Origin of the sequence: Bacillus cereus group sp. Bce019 (genome assembly GCF_051781745.1) — a bacterium.
GTDB classification, from domain to species: Bacteria; Bacillota; Bacilli; order Bacillales; family Bacillaceae_G; genus Bacillus_A; species Bacillus_A cereus.
Genome location: NZ_JBPWJX010000013.1, coordinates 37412 through 54467, shown reverse-complemented (window position 1 = coordinate 54467; position 17056 = coordinate 37412). Strand labels below are relative to the sequence as shown.

The following is a 17056-nucleotide window of genomic DNA, read 5'->3' as shown; positions in this document are numbered from 1 at the left end:
TATATGTATTTTAGCCAAAAGGAGGTCTCGCCTCATGACACTTATAACAGTTGTTTTTGTCGCATTTGCACTTCTTGTTATATTTTACACGAATTTCATGACACATACACTGTGTGAACGAAAACAAATAGCTGCGAGCCGCCAGCCCGGTGTCTTTCGGGTTATTAATGTATGTATAACAATTTTATTAATTTCTAGTTATATAGAAATTATATTTCATGGAAAGTGAGGAAGGAAAGCCCCTTCCTCACTTTTTTCCTCTATAAGCAAATTATACCTACAATAACCAATAAAATAAACAGTACAAGTAATAAAATAAGTTGAGAATTCATCCCCATCCCCTCCTCTATTCTGTATATGCGGCATACGCCCAATATGGCACACTTTCAAAATCTGACACGTGCTGGTTAATTTTTCTTTATCAATATGAAAACGGTTCGAAATATGATATATTAAATTTTGTACATATTGCTTATACTATAGAACAAAACATTCATCAAAACTTTATCCTCAGCCTCGGTAAGCCCTGTTAAGCGCGCTTTACCAATATAAAAAAGCAAAAGTATCAGTGAGACTTAATCGGGCTCTTATGAATCAAAATTCATTGGTGTAGGATAAATTAAAAATACATAATAGTAGGAGTGTTTATCGAATGAAGAAAGCTATGCTTGCCTTAGCCGCAACAAGTGTAATCGCATTATCAGCATGTGGAACATCATCATCAGACAAAATTGTTACATCTAAAGCTGGTGACATTACAAAAGAAGAATTTTACAATCAAATGAAGACACAAGCTGGTAAACAAGTACTAAACAACATGGTTATGGAAAAAGTACTTATTAAAAACTACAAAGTAGACGACAAAGAAGTAGATAAAAAGTTCGATGAAACGAAAAAACAAGTTGGTGATCAATTCGATACACTGTTAAAACAACAAGGTCTGAAAGAAGAAACATTTAAAAATATGTTACGTGCTCAATTAGCTCAAGAAAAAGCAATTGAAAAAACAATCACTGATAAAGAATTAAAAGACAACTACAAGCCTGAAATTAAAGCAAGCCACATTCTTGTAAAAGATGAAGCTACTGCGAAAAAGGTAAAAGAAGAACTTGGACAAGGTAAATCTTTCGAAGAGTTAGCGAAACAATACTCTGAAGATACTGGCTCAAAAGAAAAAGGTGGAGACTTAGGATTCTTCGGACCTGGTAAAATGGTTAAAGAATTCGAAGATGCTGCTTATAAACTGAAAAAAGATGAAGTAAGTGAGCCTGTAAAATCACAATTCGGTTACCACATCATTAAAGTTACAGACATTAAAGAGCCAGAAAAATCATTCGAACAATCTAAAGCTGACATCAAAAAAGAACTTATTGCGAAGAAAGTGCAAGATGGCGCATTCATGAACGATCTTATGATGAAAGAAATCAAAAAAGCTGACGTAAAAGTTGACGATAAAGATTTAAAAGATCTTTTCGAAGAGAAAAAAGCTGACGATAAAAAAGAAGAAAAGAAATAATGAAGTAAAAAAAAGCTTGGGCTTCGGCCCGAGCTTTTTTATGTATCCTCTTCGTTAATGAAAGTTTATTTTTTCATTCGTTTAACTAAAACCATCTTTTATGCATTTCACTTAAAAACATTTCTGTAATTTTAAATCCAGAATTTTCTCCTATAATAGAGTCAATCCCGCAATGCGGACAAACTGCTGTGTTATCATCATCCCACCACTCTGTAATTTTTTCTGGATGAAAAATTTCTAAACAATAGAAACAACCACATATAACATCCTTTTCTAAGCGCTTTCTATTACGAGAACAAAAACGATGCGCTTCCTCAAAATATTTTTGCATCAGTATCCCCCTATTCCTGATTTTCTTCTTTGCTTTACTTACATTCTCCTCAATAAAATTGCAATTCTTCCTTAAAGAAAAACACAAAAAAACCTTGATCCACGCCACGCAGAACCAAGGTTTATCTTATTATCATTGATTAAATTCAAAAACTATGTTAAATTAGTACAGAAACACGTTTTCTAAAACGAAAGGAACGTATTTATCCGTATCTTAATTGTACACCAAAACATATCTTCAGTCAACCTCTATTTTTCACTTTTAAAGGAGTGCTACCGTATGAACAAAAAACTTGATTTAGAGCAAAAAAGATTGGATACCGTAATCGAAACGATTAAGGAGCAAATTGATAAACTGGAAAACGAAACTGGCAGACGCCGGGCAGAAGTAATCAATATTCGTAAACACTTTTGGGATGATGTGAAAGTGAACACGGATACTTTTGATGATTATCTTGAAACAGTTATCAACTTAAGACAACAAGCTCAGTCACTAGCTGTCACACAAATTACTCATAAGCACACCTTTAATCGACTTGCCGCACTAAAACGCATGCATAAAGCACCTTATTTTGGACGAATTGATTTCAAAGAAGAAGGAGAATCTGCTGCGGATCAAATTTATATCGGTGTTGCTACACTTACGGATGCTAGCGGAGAAAACTTTCTTATATATGACTGGCGCGCACCTATTTCGAGTGTATACTACGATTATCCACCAGGACCAGCTGAATACAGTACACCAGGAGGCGTAATCCACGGTAATGTGGAGAAAAAATTACAATACATTATTCAAAATGGTGAGATTGATTCTATGTTCGATACGAGCCTCACGATTGGTGATGAAATTCTGCAACAAGCGCTCGGAAAAGGTACGAACAAACATATGCAGAGCATCGTCGCTACGATTCAGCGTGAGCAAAATGAAATTATCCGTCACGATGAAGGCCGACTCCTTATCGTGCAAGGAGCTGCTGGTAGCGGTAAAACGTCAGCTGCCCTTCAGCGAATCGCCTACTTACTATATAAATATCGCGAATGGCTAAAAGCAGATCAAATTATTCTCTTCTCCCCTAACTCTATGTTCAATAGCTACGTTTCTAACGTACTACCTGAACTTGGTGAAGAAAATATGCAGCAAGTGACATTCCAAGAATATTTAAATCATAGACTGAGTAAGTCATTTGACGTTGAAGACCCTTATGAGCAATTAGAATATATGCTAACTGAAACAAATAGCCCTACCTATAAAACGAGAAATGCTAGCATCCGATTTAAAGCATCTACTCAATTTTTCGAGATGATTAGAGCTTACAGACAGTCTCTTGAATCTTCAGGCATGCTATTTAGAGGAATGAAATTTAGAGGGAAACTAATTGCCTCAGCTAAAGAAATCACAGAGCAATTTTATAATACTGACTCCTCTCTCCGCTTCCATAGCCGAATTGAGAAGTTAACGGATTGGCTAAATAAGCAAATAGATGCACTTGAAAAAGCAGAACTGAAAAAGCCTTGGGTAGAAGAGGAAATTGAATTACTTAGTAAAGATGAATACCAAAAGGCTTATAAATATTTACAGAAAAAAGGCGAGTTTGATGACAACTCCTTTCAAGACTTTGAGAAAGAAACAAGAGTACTTGGGCGTATGATTGTCCGTAAAAAATTGAAGCCTCTTCGTAAAGGCGTTCAAACATTGCGCTTCATCAATTTTACAGGTATATATAAACAGCTTTTCACAGATGCATCATGGGTTACTGGGGAAAAACCGAAAGAGTGGGATGATATTTGCTCATTAACAGTAAATATGCTTGATGAAGGAAAGCTATATTACGAGGATGCGACTCCATTTTTACTTTTAAAAGAATTAATTGAAGGCTTCCAAACGAACAGATCGATTAAACACGTACTCGTAGATGAAGCGCAAGATTACTCTCCGTTCCAGTTCGAGTTTTTAAAACGTCTCTTCCCTGCTGCAAGAATGACGGTACTCGGAGACTTTAACCAAGCGATATTTGCCCATGCGAGTGAAACGGTGAATTTCGATACACTTACGAATTTATACGGGCCAGACGAAACAAACGGCATTAACTTAACTCGTAGCTATCGCTCAACAAAACCGATTATTGAATTTACACGTGCTCTCGTACCGGAAGGGAAGAACATTCACGCCTTTGAACGTGACGGCGCGAAACCTACAGTGACGAAAGTAGCTAATCACAACGAACTACACGAACATATTACTGCTAAAGTTGCTGCACTACAAACAGAGCAGCACAATACGATCGCAATTATATGTAAATCTGCGGCTGAAAGCGCCGCTGCTTACGAAGCACTTAATCATATCAAGAATATTAAACTCGTGAAGAGTAACTCAGCCGAGTATGAGCAAGGCGTCGTCGTGATCCCTGCTTATTTAGCGAAGGGTATCGAATTTGATGCTGTTATTATTTACGATGCTTCTAAAGATGTGTACAGCGATGAGAGCGTTCGTAGATTGTTCTACACTGCTTGTACGCGCGCAATGCACGAATTACAACTTTATAGCGTTGGCGAAGTTAGTCCTTTTATACTTGGGGCTGATTCGGAGAGTTTTGAGCTTATTACAACACCTTGATAACAATCAAGGTGTTTCTTTTTTTGCGCAGGATTTGCACCTTTAAAGTAGAATATATCATTTTAGAAAAAACAAGGAGTGGAAATATGAATCATTATTTCATTGCTATTTATGACGGTGAATTTCCTACCGAAAAATTACATACCATTTTACAATCTAATCAAACTTTTACTAACCTAAACTTCCGCACCATTTCAATTTCCTCACCAAGACCTTTCACATTATTAGTTGGCGAAGAACATCGTGCACTCACAACTGGACTTACAGACAAATACCACTTATTAACGAAAGAGTTGCAAACACTTGAGCAGCAAGAAAAGTACTACTATGTATACGATTATAAAATTAGAAAGACCATCGAGAATCCTACCCAAAAATGCTTTCCATTCGCACAAATCAATATAAGTGTTACGAAATTTCATCAGATGATTCAAAAAGTAAAAGACTTAAAACGACCTGTATTTGCAGGTTATAACATCGTCTCTCATGATGCAGACATACTTACGATTGTTGTACTTCTTTCTTCACCTTTATTGGATCCTAACACTTTTGAAAAAGATGCGGAAGAATACTCTTATTTACAGCAACTAACTGAATCAATCTCTCGTTCTGAATTATGTATTTCTGTTAAAGAGAGTGCACTTATTTAAACACGAAAAGAGGGTTATTTATCATAACCCTCTTCTACTATCTATTTCCGTTTGTACTTGATCATAATAATGAATACTTTTATATACAACTTATAATAAGTATCAAGGTGTTTTTCTCATTCTAAACGACATATCTTTACGTCGATATACACTTAGTACGATTCCCATTATAAATGCATGAAACAGAGTTGGTATCAATCCGTAGCTAATAAAAGGTAATGATATAGAAACACGTGGTAATATCCCGAGGGTCATGCCAACGTTACAAATAAAATGGATTACAAAAAGAGTCACTCCGCCAACGAGAAGCAATTTACCATAACCATCATTTATTTTATAAGCTATGTTCATTATTCTTACTGCAAAAAGAGAAAGAATCACGACAAGAACTAGCGCAAGTACATATCCATAATAGTAAGTCAAACTTGCAAATACAAAATCAGTATGGGCAGCACGGATAGACTTTATATTTTCATATGTACCAAACCAACCTGCTGAAGACATCGCCTCTTTTAAACGTAAATACCATAGATCATGCTCTGGGTTTAACATTCCTAAAACTCTGGCCATACGGTATTCTTTTACAGCAGACCAGGAAAGTAGATCCCTAATAATCAATGGTACAATAGGTAAAATCGTAATGAGCCATGCCGTTTTCTTTCCTAACTTACTCCACCAAAGCATAACAAATACCATCGTAATGTAGATGAAAATGGGTAAAAGAATTGATATAGTTGAAAATAAATATAAAGAAAATACGTACAACATGAGAAGATGTATAAACTTTAACCTACTATTATTGAAAAACGAAGCCCAAGCTAAAAAGAAGAATGGTATCGTCATTAAACAGTCAATTTTGATGGGGCCAATTTTTATTATCGCTTCCCCAATCACGTAACCAGTCGGAAAACATTTTATAGCTAACAAGATAAGTATTCCAATTGTATAAAACAGCCACCCGAGTCTTTCTAGCTTCCGGTAATCAAGCAGCATCATCCCAACAGCTGTTGCAATGCCGAGAATTACAAAAATTACTTTGTTCATTAGTAAATCGTTCGTATGCCCAAGAGCGATTATTGGTAAAAACCCTAACCCCATAGCAGCTACTAATAAAATAAGTAAGAACCAATCCACCTTTGGCTTATGAAGTTTGTTAAGTTCCCGGCCAAGTTTAATCGGACTCCCCATTTGTTCAACAGCCTTATCTTCAGCAACTTCCTCACTTAATCCTTTATCCATCCACATATTCTTCGCCTGTTTCAAGTGAAAATTTAGTTCAGCTGCTACTAAGTCCTTCGCTTCTTTTGATTTAATATGGTTCGTAACTTCTTTTAAAAAACGCTCCCCTTTTTTGTTCAATTTTTTCTCACTCCTGTACTAAGCCTTTTAATATAAATCGTGCCTTCGTAGCATTCTTCTCTGCCTTTCGCAGCATCTTGTTTCCTTTATCATTTAATTGATAATATTTAGCTCCTGCGTGATCCCAGCTAGATTGGATAAAGCGATTCCGTTCTAAACGATGTAATAAAGTGTATAGAGACCCTTCATCACCTTCGAATTTTTGAATCCCTCTCCCTCTTAGCAACTGCATCAATTCATAACCTGTTTTTTCATTCATAAGAAGTTGTAACACTGCTAAAAGGATATCTTCTTCCTTTTCGGACGATTGCTTAATTTTTTCGCGCACCTGCTTCTGGTGTTGATCAGAAAAACTCAAATGTTTAAACGTTGTGTTCTCCATTGATTTTCGCAAGCCTTTTAATCGATCTTCCATTTGATTATTCCTCCAATCCTTCCTTCAAAAGTTCCTTCGCTTTTTTCAGTCTCGTTTTTATCGTATTTTCCTTTACGTCTATTACCATAGCAATCTCTTTAATTGAAAGCTCTTCATAATAAAATAGATAAATCACTTCTCGATATTTTATCGGTAAATTCATTACTGCAGAAGCGAGCTCACGGTCCTCCGCATTTTGAATAACAGTTTGTTCGACACTATCATTTTGAATCCCAATATACGCAAATTCATCCTCTGTAACGATTACCTTTTTGTTATACCAACTTTTTATATAGTCCTTACAATGATTGATCGCAATTCTCCATAACCACGTTTTCACATTCGATTTCCCTTTATATGTATGAAGAGATTTATAGCATTTCACAAATATATCTTGCGTTACATCCTCCGCAACCTCTTTATTATTCACATATGAATACACAAGCTGTAAGACTTCTTGTCCATACTTGTTCATTATTCCATCGATAAGGTCCTCCTTATCTTCTATTTCAAACGCTTCTATCGTTAATTCATCCACAGCATTTCCTCCTTCCCATATATTAGACGACGCACTGTATGGAAAAGTTTTATAAATTAAATAAAAAAATGTAATTGATAATAACATGTTTTATAAAACACTTCCTCAGCAAATTACATATAATAAACCGAATAGTCGTTACAATACATTCACCTAAAGAGCGTCTTTCTCCCAAGGCGCTCTTTAAGTTTGCAATAAGGGCTTTGTCTTAGTTTTCTAGTAGTTCTGGATTGCCATAAATGTTTTTATCAAAGTCATTACCGGAAAACTTCTAGGTGATTTTCTTTGAACAAGGTGCCCTTAACTAAATTAAAAAGAGAACCCATTTAATTGAGTCCTCCTAACACCCGATTAAATAATCCACTATTTCATAATAATATCAAAACCAACAAATTCTCCACACTTCTTATCCGATAAATAACACACAAAAAACCACCTAAAGGCTCTCCTTCAGGTGGTTTTTATTTTACGCTAACGCCGCCTACTCTTGTTGATCTACAGGAATTACAGCGTCTGTTAATGCTTTTTCTAATTCAACTGTGTATTTCATTTGAACGCTGTTATCATTTACATATGTATAATACCAGTAAGATTAACCATTTTATAACGAGGCGATTCAAAGGTTTTGAAATTTATAACAAGGACACCTTGAGTAAACGGAAAATATAATAAATATTTCATTAAGGAGGATCTCAACAGTGAATTTTACCAATCAAAAATATTGTCGGTCTCCTACTCACAACTAGATGCAAATCAATTTCTAGTAGTATTCTCCAGATTTACAGGAGGTACAATACATTGGAGTAAATCTAGATAGCGACAATAATAGTTTTGGAGGAAAAAGATGTGAGTGATTTAACAGGTTTTATTATATATTTATTAATGATGTTTATACTAATTCCCGTTCCAGTATATTTTTTAGTAACTAAGATTGTAGTCCCTATTTTAGAAAAGATAAGTCAATTTATTTCATCATTTTTAATTAAAAGCTTCAAAAAACAACTATCCGGATTCATGATAGTTATAGAAGTTATAATGTTAATTGCTACAATTTGGTTTATTTATACCACTTTTGATACACTTCTATTTAAAATTGAACAAGCGGTAAATAAATTTGTTTACGTATGTTCAATTTATTTAACAGTAATCATATTATTTGGAAGCACTTTATCTAATTTACGAGCACACGGTGTAGAGTACAAAGGCATAATTGGAAAAATATCAAAAAAAATTGCTGATAAAAATTTTTATATTATAAACCGAATACAAAATTCTTCTAAAACCCTTTATACATTTTTGGTATATGATTTAATTTTGTTTGTAATAATAGTCGGAATCACTACTTTCCATAATATCTCGATACATCTATTTTATATTTTTTGTTTAAGTATCCCTATTTTTTTAGTTATGTTTGTTTATTTAACAAGAAATAAAGTAGAACAAAATGTCAGGCGAATTATAAGTTACTTTTTAATCATTATTTTAGTAATCTTGAAGAGTTTTAAAGATTTTAGTGTATTAATAGAACTGGATATTCCAAATCCAATCACAGATTATATGACATGGATTTCTATAACAATATTTACTGCTATGGATAGATTTATAAAAGCCATTATAGATGATCGTAACGATTGGAGAAAAGAGCTTGAAGATATCAATGATGGTGAAGAACAGGAAACTATACAAAAAGATAAGCAACATAAAGAAACTCAGATTAACCAGCAACCTGTTATTGCTTCTGTAAGCCATAGTGAAAAACGCTTACTTACTGACGAACTAAAAGAAACATATATCATTTTTGAAAATGGCATTCCGAAAGTTGAATTAACAAAATCTGATGCTATATTCTTGATGGAACAACTTAATGAAATTAAAGAAAAGAAACGTAACTCAAATGAAAACCTTAACTTGTAGGCACCTCACAAACAAGTTGTAGATGACAAGCCTCACTTTACACACTAACCAACCATTTAAAACTAGGGCTTTTCATCCATATGTCTTGTTCCCTATTTTAAAACATAATACAATGAATACGTAACTTAATAAGCTATAACTAGTAGGTGTGGTAATCATCTCTTCCATTTTGAAAAAAGGGGGGGAGGTGATAATATGATCGCGATGTTTGTAATTAAATTAGTGTATGGTATCCTAACCGGAGCTGGCGTTGTCATCGGTAGAAGATACGTCGGTCCGTGGCTAATTTCTGTATACAAAAAAGCGAGAACCACCCTGCTTCGTGGAAAAGGTAAGGGCGGTTCTCGGCTAAAACGTTAATGTAATTGTCTTATAACCGCACCTACTACCACCACAATAGCAAGTTAGGTTACAAAGGCAGAAGTTTCTCAGGCTTCTGTCTTCTTTATTTTATGCAAAATTCATACTAAATACTCTATCATCATTGTAACACATTTTATTTATTTTTAGTCAAGAGAAAAAACCACCTAAAGGCTCCCCTTCAGGTGGTTTTCTATTTTACGCTAAAGCAGCCGCCTGTTCTTGTTGATCGACAGGAATTACAGCGTCTGTTAGTGCTTTTTCTAGTTCAGCTGTATATTTCATTTGTTCTTCTTTGCTCCAGCCTAGTTTCGCAGCCATGTAGTTGATTACTGCTTCTTTCCACTCGTATACCCAGTGGATGTTGAAGAATACAGCGCCTCTGCGGCGTACGAAGAAGTCGACTGGTTTTGCTGTCATTTCGTAATCCATTGCGTATACAAGTGGGATTAGAACGTCTAGCGGCATGTTATATTCTTTCGCTTCGTCTTTATGTTTTTTCGCTAAGTCGAATAGTACATCAACGTTAGAGCCGTAGAATTTCGCGAATTCTTCTGCTTGTGCTGTCGTTAAACCGTATTTCGTACCTTCTCCTGCTTTTTTCGCAACGAATGCTGGGAATCCTTGTGAACCACTTACATGTCCACCAGAGATCGGCATATGTTTCGTGTCGCTCTTCGGATATGCACTATGACCTTCTTTTTGTAGTAAGTTCGTTACGTAGTCTACTACCATTTCAGCCATTTTACGGTATCCAGTTAATTTACCACCTGCGATTGTAATTAAACCAGATTCAGAAGTCCAAATTTCGTCTTTACGAGAAATTTCAGATGCACTCTTACCTTCTTCGTAAATTAATGGACGTACACCAGCCCAGCTTGATTCGATGTCTTTCTCTGTAATTTTCACGCTTGGGAACATGTAGTTAATCGCATTAATAATGTACGTGCGATCTTCTGTTGTCATTTGTGGTACAGCTGCGTCTTTATCATAGAACGTATCTGTTGTACCTACATATGTTTTTCCGCCGCGTGGAATCGCGAATACCATACGTTTATCTGGTGTATCGAAGTAAATCGCTTGACCTAATGGGAAACGTTTTTGATCAATTACTAAGTGAACACCTTTTGATAACTGAAGTACTTTTCCTTTTTTCGAGTTATCTTTTTCACGAAGTGTATCTACCCAAGGGCCAGCTGCGTTTACAATTTTCTTACCGTAAACTTCGTATACTTCTCCGTCTAGTAAATCGATTACACGTACACCACATACTTTTCCATCTTTATATAAGAAACTATCTACTTTTGCGTAGTTAACAGCTTTTGCACCGTGCTCAATTGCTTCTTTCATTACTTCAATTGTAAGACGCGCATCATCTGTACGATATTCTACGTAGTAACCGCCGCCTTTTAATCCTTCTTTTTTTACAAGAGGCTCTTTGTTTAATGTTTCTTCACGGTTAAACATCTTTCTGCGCTCGCTTCGTTTTACACCTGCTAAGAAGTCGTATACACGAAGACCAATTGATGTACTAAATGATCCGAACGTACCGCCTGTATGGAACGGAAGTAACATCCACTCTGGTGTTGTTACATGGGGACCGTTCTCATATACGATCGCGCGCTCTTTACCCACCTCTGCTACCATTTTCACTTCAAGTTGTTTTAAATAACGTAGACCACCGTGTACAAGCTTCGTTGAACGACTTGATGTACCTGCTGCAAAGTCCTGCATTTCAAACACAATTGTTGATAACCCGCGTGTTGCTCCATCTAATGCAATACCAGAACCAGTAATACCTCCACCAATTACGATCACATCTAACTCTTGTTTATTTACTCCGTTTAATACGTCTTTACGTTGTTTACTTGAAAATTTCATGGTAATTCCTCCCTTTGATAACGAAAAAAGAGACCACAAACTCCGCTATAGATTTCGCCTCTATAGCGCGTTGTGGTCTCTCCAAATCTCCTACCGAATTATTAACTTGTCACCATTATAACACTGTTTATGATTATTTGAAAGCTTTTGTTGCTTCAATTGCTTTTTTCCATCCAGCATATAGCTCTTCGCTTGTTTTCGCTTCCATCGTTGGTTCAAAGCGTTTGTCCATATGCCACTGTTCTTTAATTTCATCTTGGTTTTTCCAATATCCAACCGCAAGACCAGCTAAGTATGCTGCACCTAGAGCCGTTGTTTCGTTGATTACTGGACGCTCTACAGGAACATCTAAAATATCACTTTGGAACTTCATTAAGAAGTTATTTTTAACCGCTCCGCCATCAACGCGTAATGTTTTCAGTTCAATACCTGAATCTGCTTCCATTGCGCATAATACATCTTTCGTTTGGTAAGCTAAAGATTCTAGCGTTGCACGAATGAAATGCTCTTTCGTCGTACCGCGTGTTACACCAAACATAGCGCCGCGTACTTCACTATCCCAATAAGGTGTTCCTAGTCCAACGAATGCTGGTACAACGTATACACCGTCAGTTGATTCAACGCGACTCGCATACACTTCACTCTCACTTGCATCTTTAAACATGCGCATTCCGTCACGTAACCATTGAATTGCAGAACCTGCTACGAAAATACTTCCTTCTAATGCGTAGTTTACTTTACCATCTATTCCCCATGCAATTGTTGTTAATAGGCCGTGCTCAGAAGCTACTGCTTTTTCACCAGTGTTCATTAACATGAAGCAACCAGTTCCGTAAGTATTTTTCGCCATACCTTCACCGAAACAAGCTTGTCCAAATAATGCTGCTTGTTGGTCACCAGCTACACCTGCAATCGGTACATTTTGGCCGAAGAAGTGGTAATCAATTGTTTCTCCGTAAATTTCAGATGATGGACGCACTTCTGGAAGCATGCTCTTTGGTACTGTTAACATTTCTAGAAGCTCATCATCCCACTGTAAGTCGTGAATATTAAACATTAACGTACGTGATGCGTTTGAGTAATCTGTTACGTGTGCTTTACCACCAGATAGTTTCCATACAAGCCACGAATCAATTGTTCCGAATAATAGATCGCCGTTTTCTGCTTTTTCTCTTGCACCTTCAACGTTATCTAAAATCCATTTTACTTTCGTACCAGAGAAGTATGCATCAATTAAAAGACCTGTTTTTTCGCGAACCATTTCGCTATAACCTTTTTCTTTTAACTCATCACAAATTTCAGCTGTTTGGCGAGATTGCCATACGATTGCGTTGTAAATTGGTTTACTAGTTGTTTTATCCCATACAACCGTTGTTTCACGTTGGTTCGTAATACCGATACCTGCGATTTGTTCTGGTTTTACATCTGCTTCGCTTAAGCAAGTTGCGATAACTGCTAAAATAGATCCCCAAATTTCTTGTGCATTATGCTCTACCCAGCCCGGCTTTGGAAAATGTTGTGTAAACTCTTTTTGAGCTGAATGAACAATTTCACCTTTTTTATTGAAAAGAATTGCGCGTGAGCTTGTTGTTCCTTGGTCTAATGAAAGAATATATTTTTTCATATCGGTTTCCCCCTTATGCTACTTTTCTACTATTTGTATTGCTTCCGCTTTTTTTACTTGTCATATAAGAGATTGCTAGTACAATCACAGTTGCGATAATCACATAAATAAGTGCTGAATTTTGTTTTCCTTCAAATACAACTTGATGGAATAAACCTGCAAGTGATCCACCTAAAATTGGACCAACTACTGGAATCCATGCATACTTCCAGTTTGAACCGCCTTTTCCTGCAATCGGAAGGAAGAAGTGTGCGATACGCGGACCTAAATCACGCGCTGGGTTAATTGCGTATCCTGTTGTCCCACCTAATGATAAACCAATACTTACAATTAAGAAACCTACGATAAATGGATTTAATCCATCTGCAAATTTATTTGCACCAATTGCTAATATACCAAATACTAAAACGAATGTTCCAATCATTTCACTTAAAAGGTTTGCAAATGTGTTCGGAATTGCTGGACCTGTTGCAAATACACCTAACTTTGTTCCTGGATCTTCTGTTTCTTTCCAGTGTGGTAAGTAATGTAAATATACGATAACTGCCCCGATAATTGCCCCAATCATTTGTGCTACGATATAACCTGGTACGTCGCTCCATGGGAACGCTCCCTTAAATGCTAATCCTATCGTTAAAGCTGGATTCAAATGTGCCCCACTAATTGATCCAACCGCATACGCTGCAACCGCTACTGCTAAGCCCCAGCCCATTGTAATAACAATCCAACCTGAATCTTTCGCAAACGATTTCTTTAAACTTACACCAGCACAAACGCCGCCACCAAGTACGATTAACAACGCAGTCCCTATTAACTCTCCTAAAAATGCTGACATAGTATCCCTCCACAATCAATTTAAACGCTTTCAAATGTGATAGAGGTAAAATGAATGGCCATTCGTTTTTGTCAAAAGAAAAAGACCCACAGCTTGCACGCTTCTATATAAATTTATATAGAAACAATGAAATGTGGATCTCTACTTTTCTCCGTCACGTTTATTAACTTGTCTATAATGTTAACCGTAAATGAAAGCGGTGTCAACGAAAAAATTCACATTTTCGTCACTTTTTTTGGTAATGTTTCCATAGTTCACGTTTTGATGTCGTAATTGCTGTCGCACCAGCATTTAATGCTCTTTCCACATCTTCTACAGTACGAATAAAACCACCTGCTAAAATCGGTACACCAGTACGCTCTTTCACTTCAGCGATAACATCCGTTAATGCTCCAGGAAGTACCTCAATATAATCCGGTTTCGTCTTATCTAAAAGATTGCAGCTCTTCTCCATCGCACTCGAATCGATTAAAAAGATGCGTTGTATTGCCACAACACCTTTTTGCTTCGCCTTCATAATAACACTCGCCTTTGTTGAAAGTAACCCGTACGGTCTAAACTCCTGACATAAATATTCCGTCGCATGCCCATCACTCTGCAAACCATGAATTAAATCCACATGTAAAAATACCTTTTTACAATATTGCTTCGCAAGTGATATAACACTCTTCAATTGGCCGACATGAATATCTAAAATAACGATATATTCATACGAACTATGTAATAGCTTTTCCAAATCTTTAATTTGCCTCACTGCCGGCAAAATTTTCTGTTCATGAAATTCCATTCTATACGTCCCCTTCTTTATGTCATCCTATCCTTTATAGTACACAATTTAAGTGAAAAGAACAGCTAGTGTCGGGGATTTCTTTCAAATCTTTCTCTTATCTATATATTTTCTTCAACTTATCAGAACCTATACCACCTATAATCATGAATACAAGGGGCAAAAGATTCATTACATATGGCGCATCTGCTACAATTGTAATACTTGCTCCAGCAAACTTATTTAGCATCCATACAACGATTTTTGCAATAAACAAAAATACTCCTATCATAAATAGACTATCCAAAAACACCTTCCATTTTGGATACGCCAATTGCTTACTATCTTCAATTATTTTCTGCGTCAATTCTTCATCACTCCTTAGCAGTTCATCAATTGTAATACCGAACAGATCACTTAAATGAATAATAATTTCAATGCTCGGATAGTTCTTTCCCGTCTCCCATTTCGAAACAGATTGCCTACTTACATGAATTTTTTCAGCCAAATCATGTTGCAACCAATTTCGTTTTTCTCGTTCTTCTTTTAAACGTTCGCTAAAAATCATACTGTGTTTATCACCTCTCTACGTCTAGTATGGACAAATACATAATGAAGAGTAAAGCGAGTTGTCGTTGCGTTAGCTGTGCAACTTGTGCGTTACACCTAAAAATAAAGCTATGTAGTATGTCGATTTCATATATTTTTCTTCTATAATAATTTCCCGAACAATAATACAACGAACAGATACTAGTTAAGACTAGATTAAGCATAAAAAAATACGCCATCCTTTCTTATCATTCTCCAGAAAGAATAACGTAAATTTTCATTTTACTCATCATTTTTCGGACTATATGAAAATCCCGGATATTTCACAACAGGCCACTTCTCCTTACGCAGAGAATCCATTACTTGCGGCCCAACACGTATATTACTCTCCACTATTTCTTTAGGAGTCAGTGCCATCCATTGATTTAACGATACATCTTCAAAACGATTGCTTCTGAACATCTCTAAAAACCATAATGTTTCGTCACCTGTATTTTGGATATAATGCCCCGTCGCAAATGGTACATATCCGACATCACCAGCTCTATAATCAAATGTTCGAGCTGTACCATTTCCAAGAAACACCGTCATTCTCGCTTGCCCGGTAAGATAATATTGCCACTCATCATTATTCGGGTGCCAATGAAGCTCTCTCATTCCACCAGGCTCCACTTCAACGAGCGCTGCTGCGATTGTTTTCGAAATAGGGAAATTTGTAGAATCTACAATTCGAACGCTACCACCAGGCGTCTTAATCGGCTTTTGTTTTAACAATTCATGTTTAAATGTTAAAGGAACTTCTCCTTTCGGCGACTGAACTTCCTGACTCTCAAGCGAACCTGGTACCTCTCCCTGATAAATATACACTTGCTCTGAAGGAATGGAATGAAAAGCACTTTCCGGCACTCCGAAGTTAGCCGATAGCACTTCTTTCGGCGTATGTGCAAACCAATCAGAAATAGCTAAAGTAGATAAATCAGAAAAATGCCCATCATCGAAAACGAGCAAAAACTCACAATGTTCCAATCCTTGAATGGAATGCGGAATACCAGGCGGAAAATACCAAAGATCACCTGGTCCAACATCAGCAATAAAATTCCGTCCATTTTGATCTACAGCCGTTATACGTGCCCGTCCTAAAAGCATATACGCCCATTCCGCTTCTTTATGCCAATGTAGTTCTCGTACTCCACCAGCCGTTAAACTCATATTTACTCCCGCAATCGTCGTCGAAACCGGTAGTTCCCGAGCAGTAATCTCCCGAGACCACCCGCCTTGTTTCAAAATCATAGAAGTGTCCGAGAATGAAAACTTCAAGTTAGGAACTAACCCTGCATCCGTTATAGGCGGAACAAGCATATTCGGATTTTGAATATCCCGCATAACATTACGAGGTCCAGAATCAATCGCACCTGCTCCGTCGCTGCGGATTGGTTGTGGTATACTTCCTCCCGCTTCATTAACAATACGTTTTTTCATCATTACGCTCCTTTTTCATCCGCTTATTAGGTGAAAATCCTCCACCATAGTGTATGAATTGGGCTTTAGATGGTTACAGTTACTATGTAGTTACATTATCTTCCTATCATTATCGTTTTGTTCATTTCTCAACTTATACTAGTATGGACAGCGTCTGGAAAGATAATGAAGAAATTAAATTAAAACTAATAAAAAACCCTGTAAAATTTATTACAGAGTTTTTCAC

16 protein-coding genes are annotated in these 17056 nt (G+C 36.5%); 6 read left to right on the top strand and 10 right to left on the bottom strand.

Annotation, left to right across the window (positions count from 1 at the left end):
* The first annotated feature begins 34 nt into the window (after positions 1–34).
* Both ACS2QP_RS17785 and prsA read left to right on the top strand, forming a co-directional pair.
* Entirely contained in the window at positions 35–229 is a 195-nt protein-coding gene (locus ACS2QP_RS17785) for a hypothetical protein (RefSeq protein ID WP_000172690.1), read from the top strand.
* A 423-nt stretch (positions 230–652) separates the two neighbouring features.
* Complete coding sequence (prsA, locus tag ACS2QP_RS17780; protein ID WP_332285290.1) at positions 653–1516, top strand: peptidylprolyl isomerase PrsA; 864 nt, start codon at positions 653–655, stop codon at positions 1514–1516.
* Positions 1517–1601: 85 nt separating this feature from the next.
* On the opposite strand, the gene ACS2QP_RS17775 is transcribed toward prsA, so the two are convergent.
* On the bottom strand, positions 1602–1847 hold the full coding sequence (locus ACS2QP_RS17775) for a cytoplasmic protein (RefSeq protein WP_332285289.1): 246 nt from the start codon (positions 1845–1847) through the stop codon (positions 1602–1604).
* Between the two features lie 279 nt (positions 1848–2126).
* Between ACS2QP_RS17775 and helD the strand changes: the two genes are divergently transcribed.
* Positions 2127–4460: an RNA polymerase recycling motor HelD gene (gene helD / locus ACS2QP_RS17770; protein WP_438882697.1), complete on the top strand. Its 2334-nt coding sequence runs from the start codon at positions 2127–2129 to the stop codon at positions 4458–4460.
* 86 nt (positions 4461–4546) lie between these two features.
* Positions 4547–5110, top strand: coding sequence for a hypothetical protein (locus ACS2QP_RS17765; RefSeq protein ID WP_332285287.1), 564 nt, complete (start codon positions 4547–4549; stop codon positions 5108–5110).
* 102 nt (positions 5111–5212) lie between these two features.
* Here ACS2QP_RS17765 and ACS2QP_RS17760 read toward each other — a convergent pair whose 3' ends face one another.
* Genes ACS2QP_RS17760 through ACS2QP_RS17750 form a run of 3 tightly spaced genes read right to left on the bottom strand, consistent with a single transcriptional unit; the run spans position 5213 to position 7422 of the window.
* Positions 5213–6469 (bottom strand): FtsW/RodA/SpoVE family cell cycle protein, encoded by a 1257-nt coding sequence (locus tag ACS2QP_RS17760; protein WP_149215001.1) that lies wholly within the window; start codon positions 6467–6469, stop codon positions 5213–5215.
* A gap of 7 nt (positions 6470–6476) precedes the next feature.
* Positions 6477–6884: a PadR family transcriptional regulator gene (locus ACS2QP_RS17755; protein WP_000390150.1), complete on the bottom strand. Its 408-nt coding sequence runs from the start codon at positions 6882–6884 to the stop codon at positions 6477–6479.
* Positions 6885–6888: 4 nt separating this feature from the next.
* Complete coding sequence (locus ACS2QP_RS17750) at positions 6889–7422, bottom strand: sigma-70 family RNA polymerase sigma factor (protein WP_438882696.1); 534 nt, start codon at positions 7420–7422, stop codon at positions 6889–6891.
* 846 nt (positions 7423–8268) lie between these two features.
* Here ACS2QP_RS17750 and ACS2QP_RS17745 point away from each other — a divergent pair.
* Together ACS2QP_RS17745 and ACS2QP_RS17740 are read left to right on the top strand one after the other, a co-directional pair.
* Positions 8269–9336 carry a hypothetical protein gene (locus tag ACS2QP_RS17745; RefSeq protein WP_332285285.1) on the top strand — a complete coding sequence of 356 codons (1068 nt, stop codon included), beginning with the start codon at positions 8269–8271 and terminating at the stop codon, positions 9334–9336.
* A gap of 195 nt (positions 9337–9531) precedes the next feature.
* On the top strand, positions 9532–9696 hold the full coding sequence (locus tag ACS2QP_RS17740) for a hypothetical protein (protein ID WP_000561154.1): 165 nt from the start codon (positions 9532–9534) through the stop codon (positions 9694–9696).
* 198 nt (positions 9697–9894) lie between these two features.
* On the opposite strand, the gene glpD is transcribed toward ACS2QP_RS17740, so the two are convergent.
* The 6 genes from glpD to ACS2QP_RS17710 all read right to left on the bottom strand — a co-directional run bounded on the left by glpD (position 9895) and on the right by ACS2QP_RS17710 (position 16830).
* A complete protein-coding gene (gene glpD, locus ACS2QP_RS17735; protein ID WP_063535821.1) occupies positions 9895–11577 on the bottom strand; it encodes an aerobic glycerol-3-phosphate dehydrogenase in 1683 nt (560 codons plus the stop codon).
* A gap of 133 nt (positions 11578–11710) precedes the next feature.
* On the bottom strand, positions 11711–13201 hold the full coding sequence (glpK, locus tag ACS2QP_RS17730) for a glycerol kinase GlpK (protein WP_000760011.1): 1491 nt from the start codon (positions 13199–13201) through the stop codon (positions 11711–11713).
* A gap of 13 nt (positions 13202–13214) precedes the next feature.
* The gene (gene glpF / locus ACS2QP_RS17725) at positions 13215–14036 is read right to left on the bottom strand and encodes a glycerol uptake facilitator protein GlpF (RefSeq protein WP_001272200.1); all 822 of its coding nucleotides are present in this window, start codon (positions 14034–14036) and stop codon (positions 13215–13217) included.
* Between the two features lie 226 nt (positions 14037–14262).
* Positions 14263–14823, bottom strand: coding sequence for a glycerol uptake operon antiterminator GlpP (gene glpP, locus ACS2QP_RS17720; RefSeq protein WP_000394285.1), 561 nt, complete (start codon positions 14821–14823; stop codon positions 14263–14265).
* Positions 14824–14920: 97 nt separating this feature from the next.
* Positions 14921–15370 (bottom strand): helix-turn-helix domain-containing protein, encoded by a 450-nt coding sequence (locus ACS2QP_RS17715; RefSeq protein ID WP_332285282.1) that lies wholly within the window; start codon positions 15368–15370, stop codon positions 14921–14923.
* 263 nt (positions 15371–15633) lie between these two features.
* Positions 15634–16830, bottom strand: a complete 1197-nt coding sequence (locus tag ACS2QP_RS17710) for an oxalate decarboxylase family bicupin (protein WP_332285281.1) — start codon at positions 16828–16830, stop codon at positions 15634–15636.
* Between the last annotated feature and the right edge of the window lie 226 nt (positions 16831–17056).

Excerpts from the sequence above, each read along its gene's own strand:
- ACS2QP_RS17785 (WP_000172690.1), top strand. The coding sequence starts at position 35 with ATGACACTTATAACAGTTGTTTTTGTCGCATTTGCACTTCTTGTTATA.
- prsA (WP_332285290.1), top strand. The coding sequence starts at position 653 with ATGAAGAAAGCTATGCTTGCCTTAGCCGCAACAAGTGTAATCGCATTA.
- ACS2QP_RS17775 (WP_332285289.1), bottom strand. The coding sequence starts at position 1,847 with ATGCAAAAATATTTTGAGGAAGCGCATCGTTTTTGTTCTCGTAATAGA.
- helD (WP_438882697.1), top strand. The coding sequence starts at position 2,127 with ATGAACAAAAAACTTGATTTAGAGCAAAAAAGATTGGATACCGTAATC.
- ACS2QP_RS17765 (WP_332285287.1), top strand. The coding sequence starts at position 4,547 with ATGAATCATTATTTCATTGCTATTTATGACGGTGAATTTCCTACCGAA.
- ACS2QP_RS17755 (WP_000390150.1), bottom strand. The coding sequence starts at position 6,884 with ATGGAAGATCGATTAAAAGGCTTGCGAAAATCAATGGAGAACACAACG.
- ACS2QP_RS17740 (WP_000561154.1), top strand. The coding sequence starts at position 9,532 with ATGATCGCGATGTTTGTAATTAAATTAGTGTATGGTATCCTAACCGGA.
- glpD (WP_063535821.1), bottom strand. The coding sequence starts at position 11,577 with ATGAAATTTTCAAGTAAACAACGTAAAGACGTATTAAACGGAGTAAAT.
- glpK (WP_000760011.1), bottom strand. The coding sequence starts at position 13,201 with ATGAAAAAATATATTCTTTCATTAGACCAAGGAACAACAAGCTCACGC.
- glpF (WP_001272200.1), bottom strand. The coding sequence starts at position 14,036 with ATGTCAGCATTTTTAGGAGAGTTAATAGGGACTGCGTTGTTAATCGTA.
- glpP (WP_000394285.1), bottom strand. The coding sequence starts at position 14,823 with ATGGAATTTCATGAACAGAAAATTTTGCCGGCAGTGAGGCAAATTAAA.
- ACS2QP_RS17715 (WP_332285282.1), bottom strand. The coding sequence starts at position 15,370 with ATGATTTTTAGCGAACGTTTAAAAGAAGAACGAGAAAAACGAAATTGG.
- ACS2QP_RS17710 (WP_332285281.1), bottom strand. The coding sequence starts at position 16,830 with ATGAAAAAACGTATTGTTAATGAAGCGGGAGGAAGTATACCACAACCA.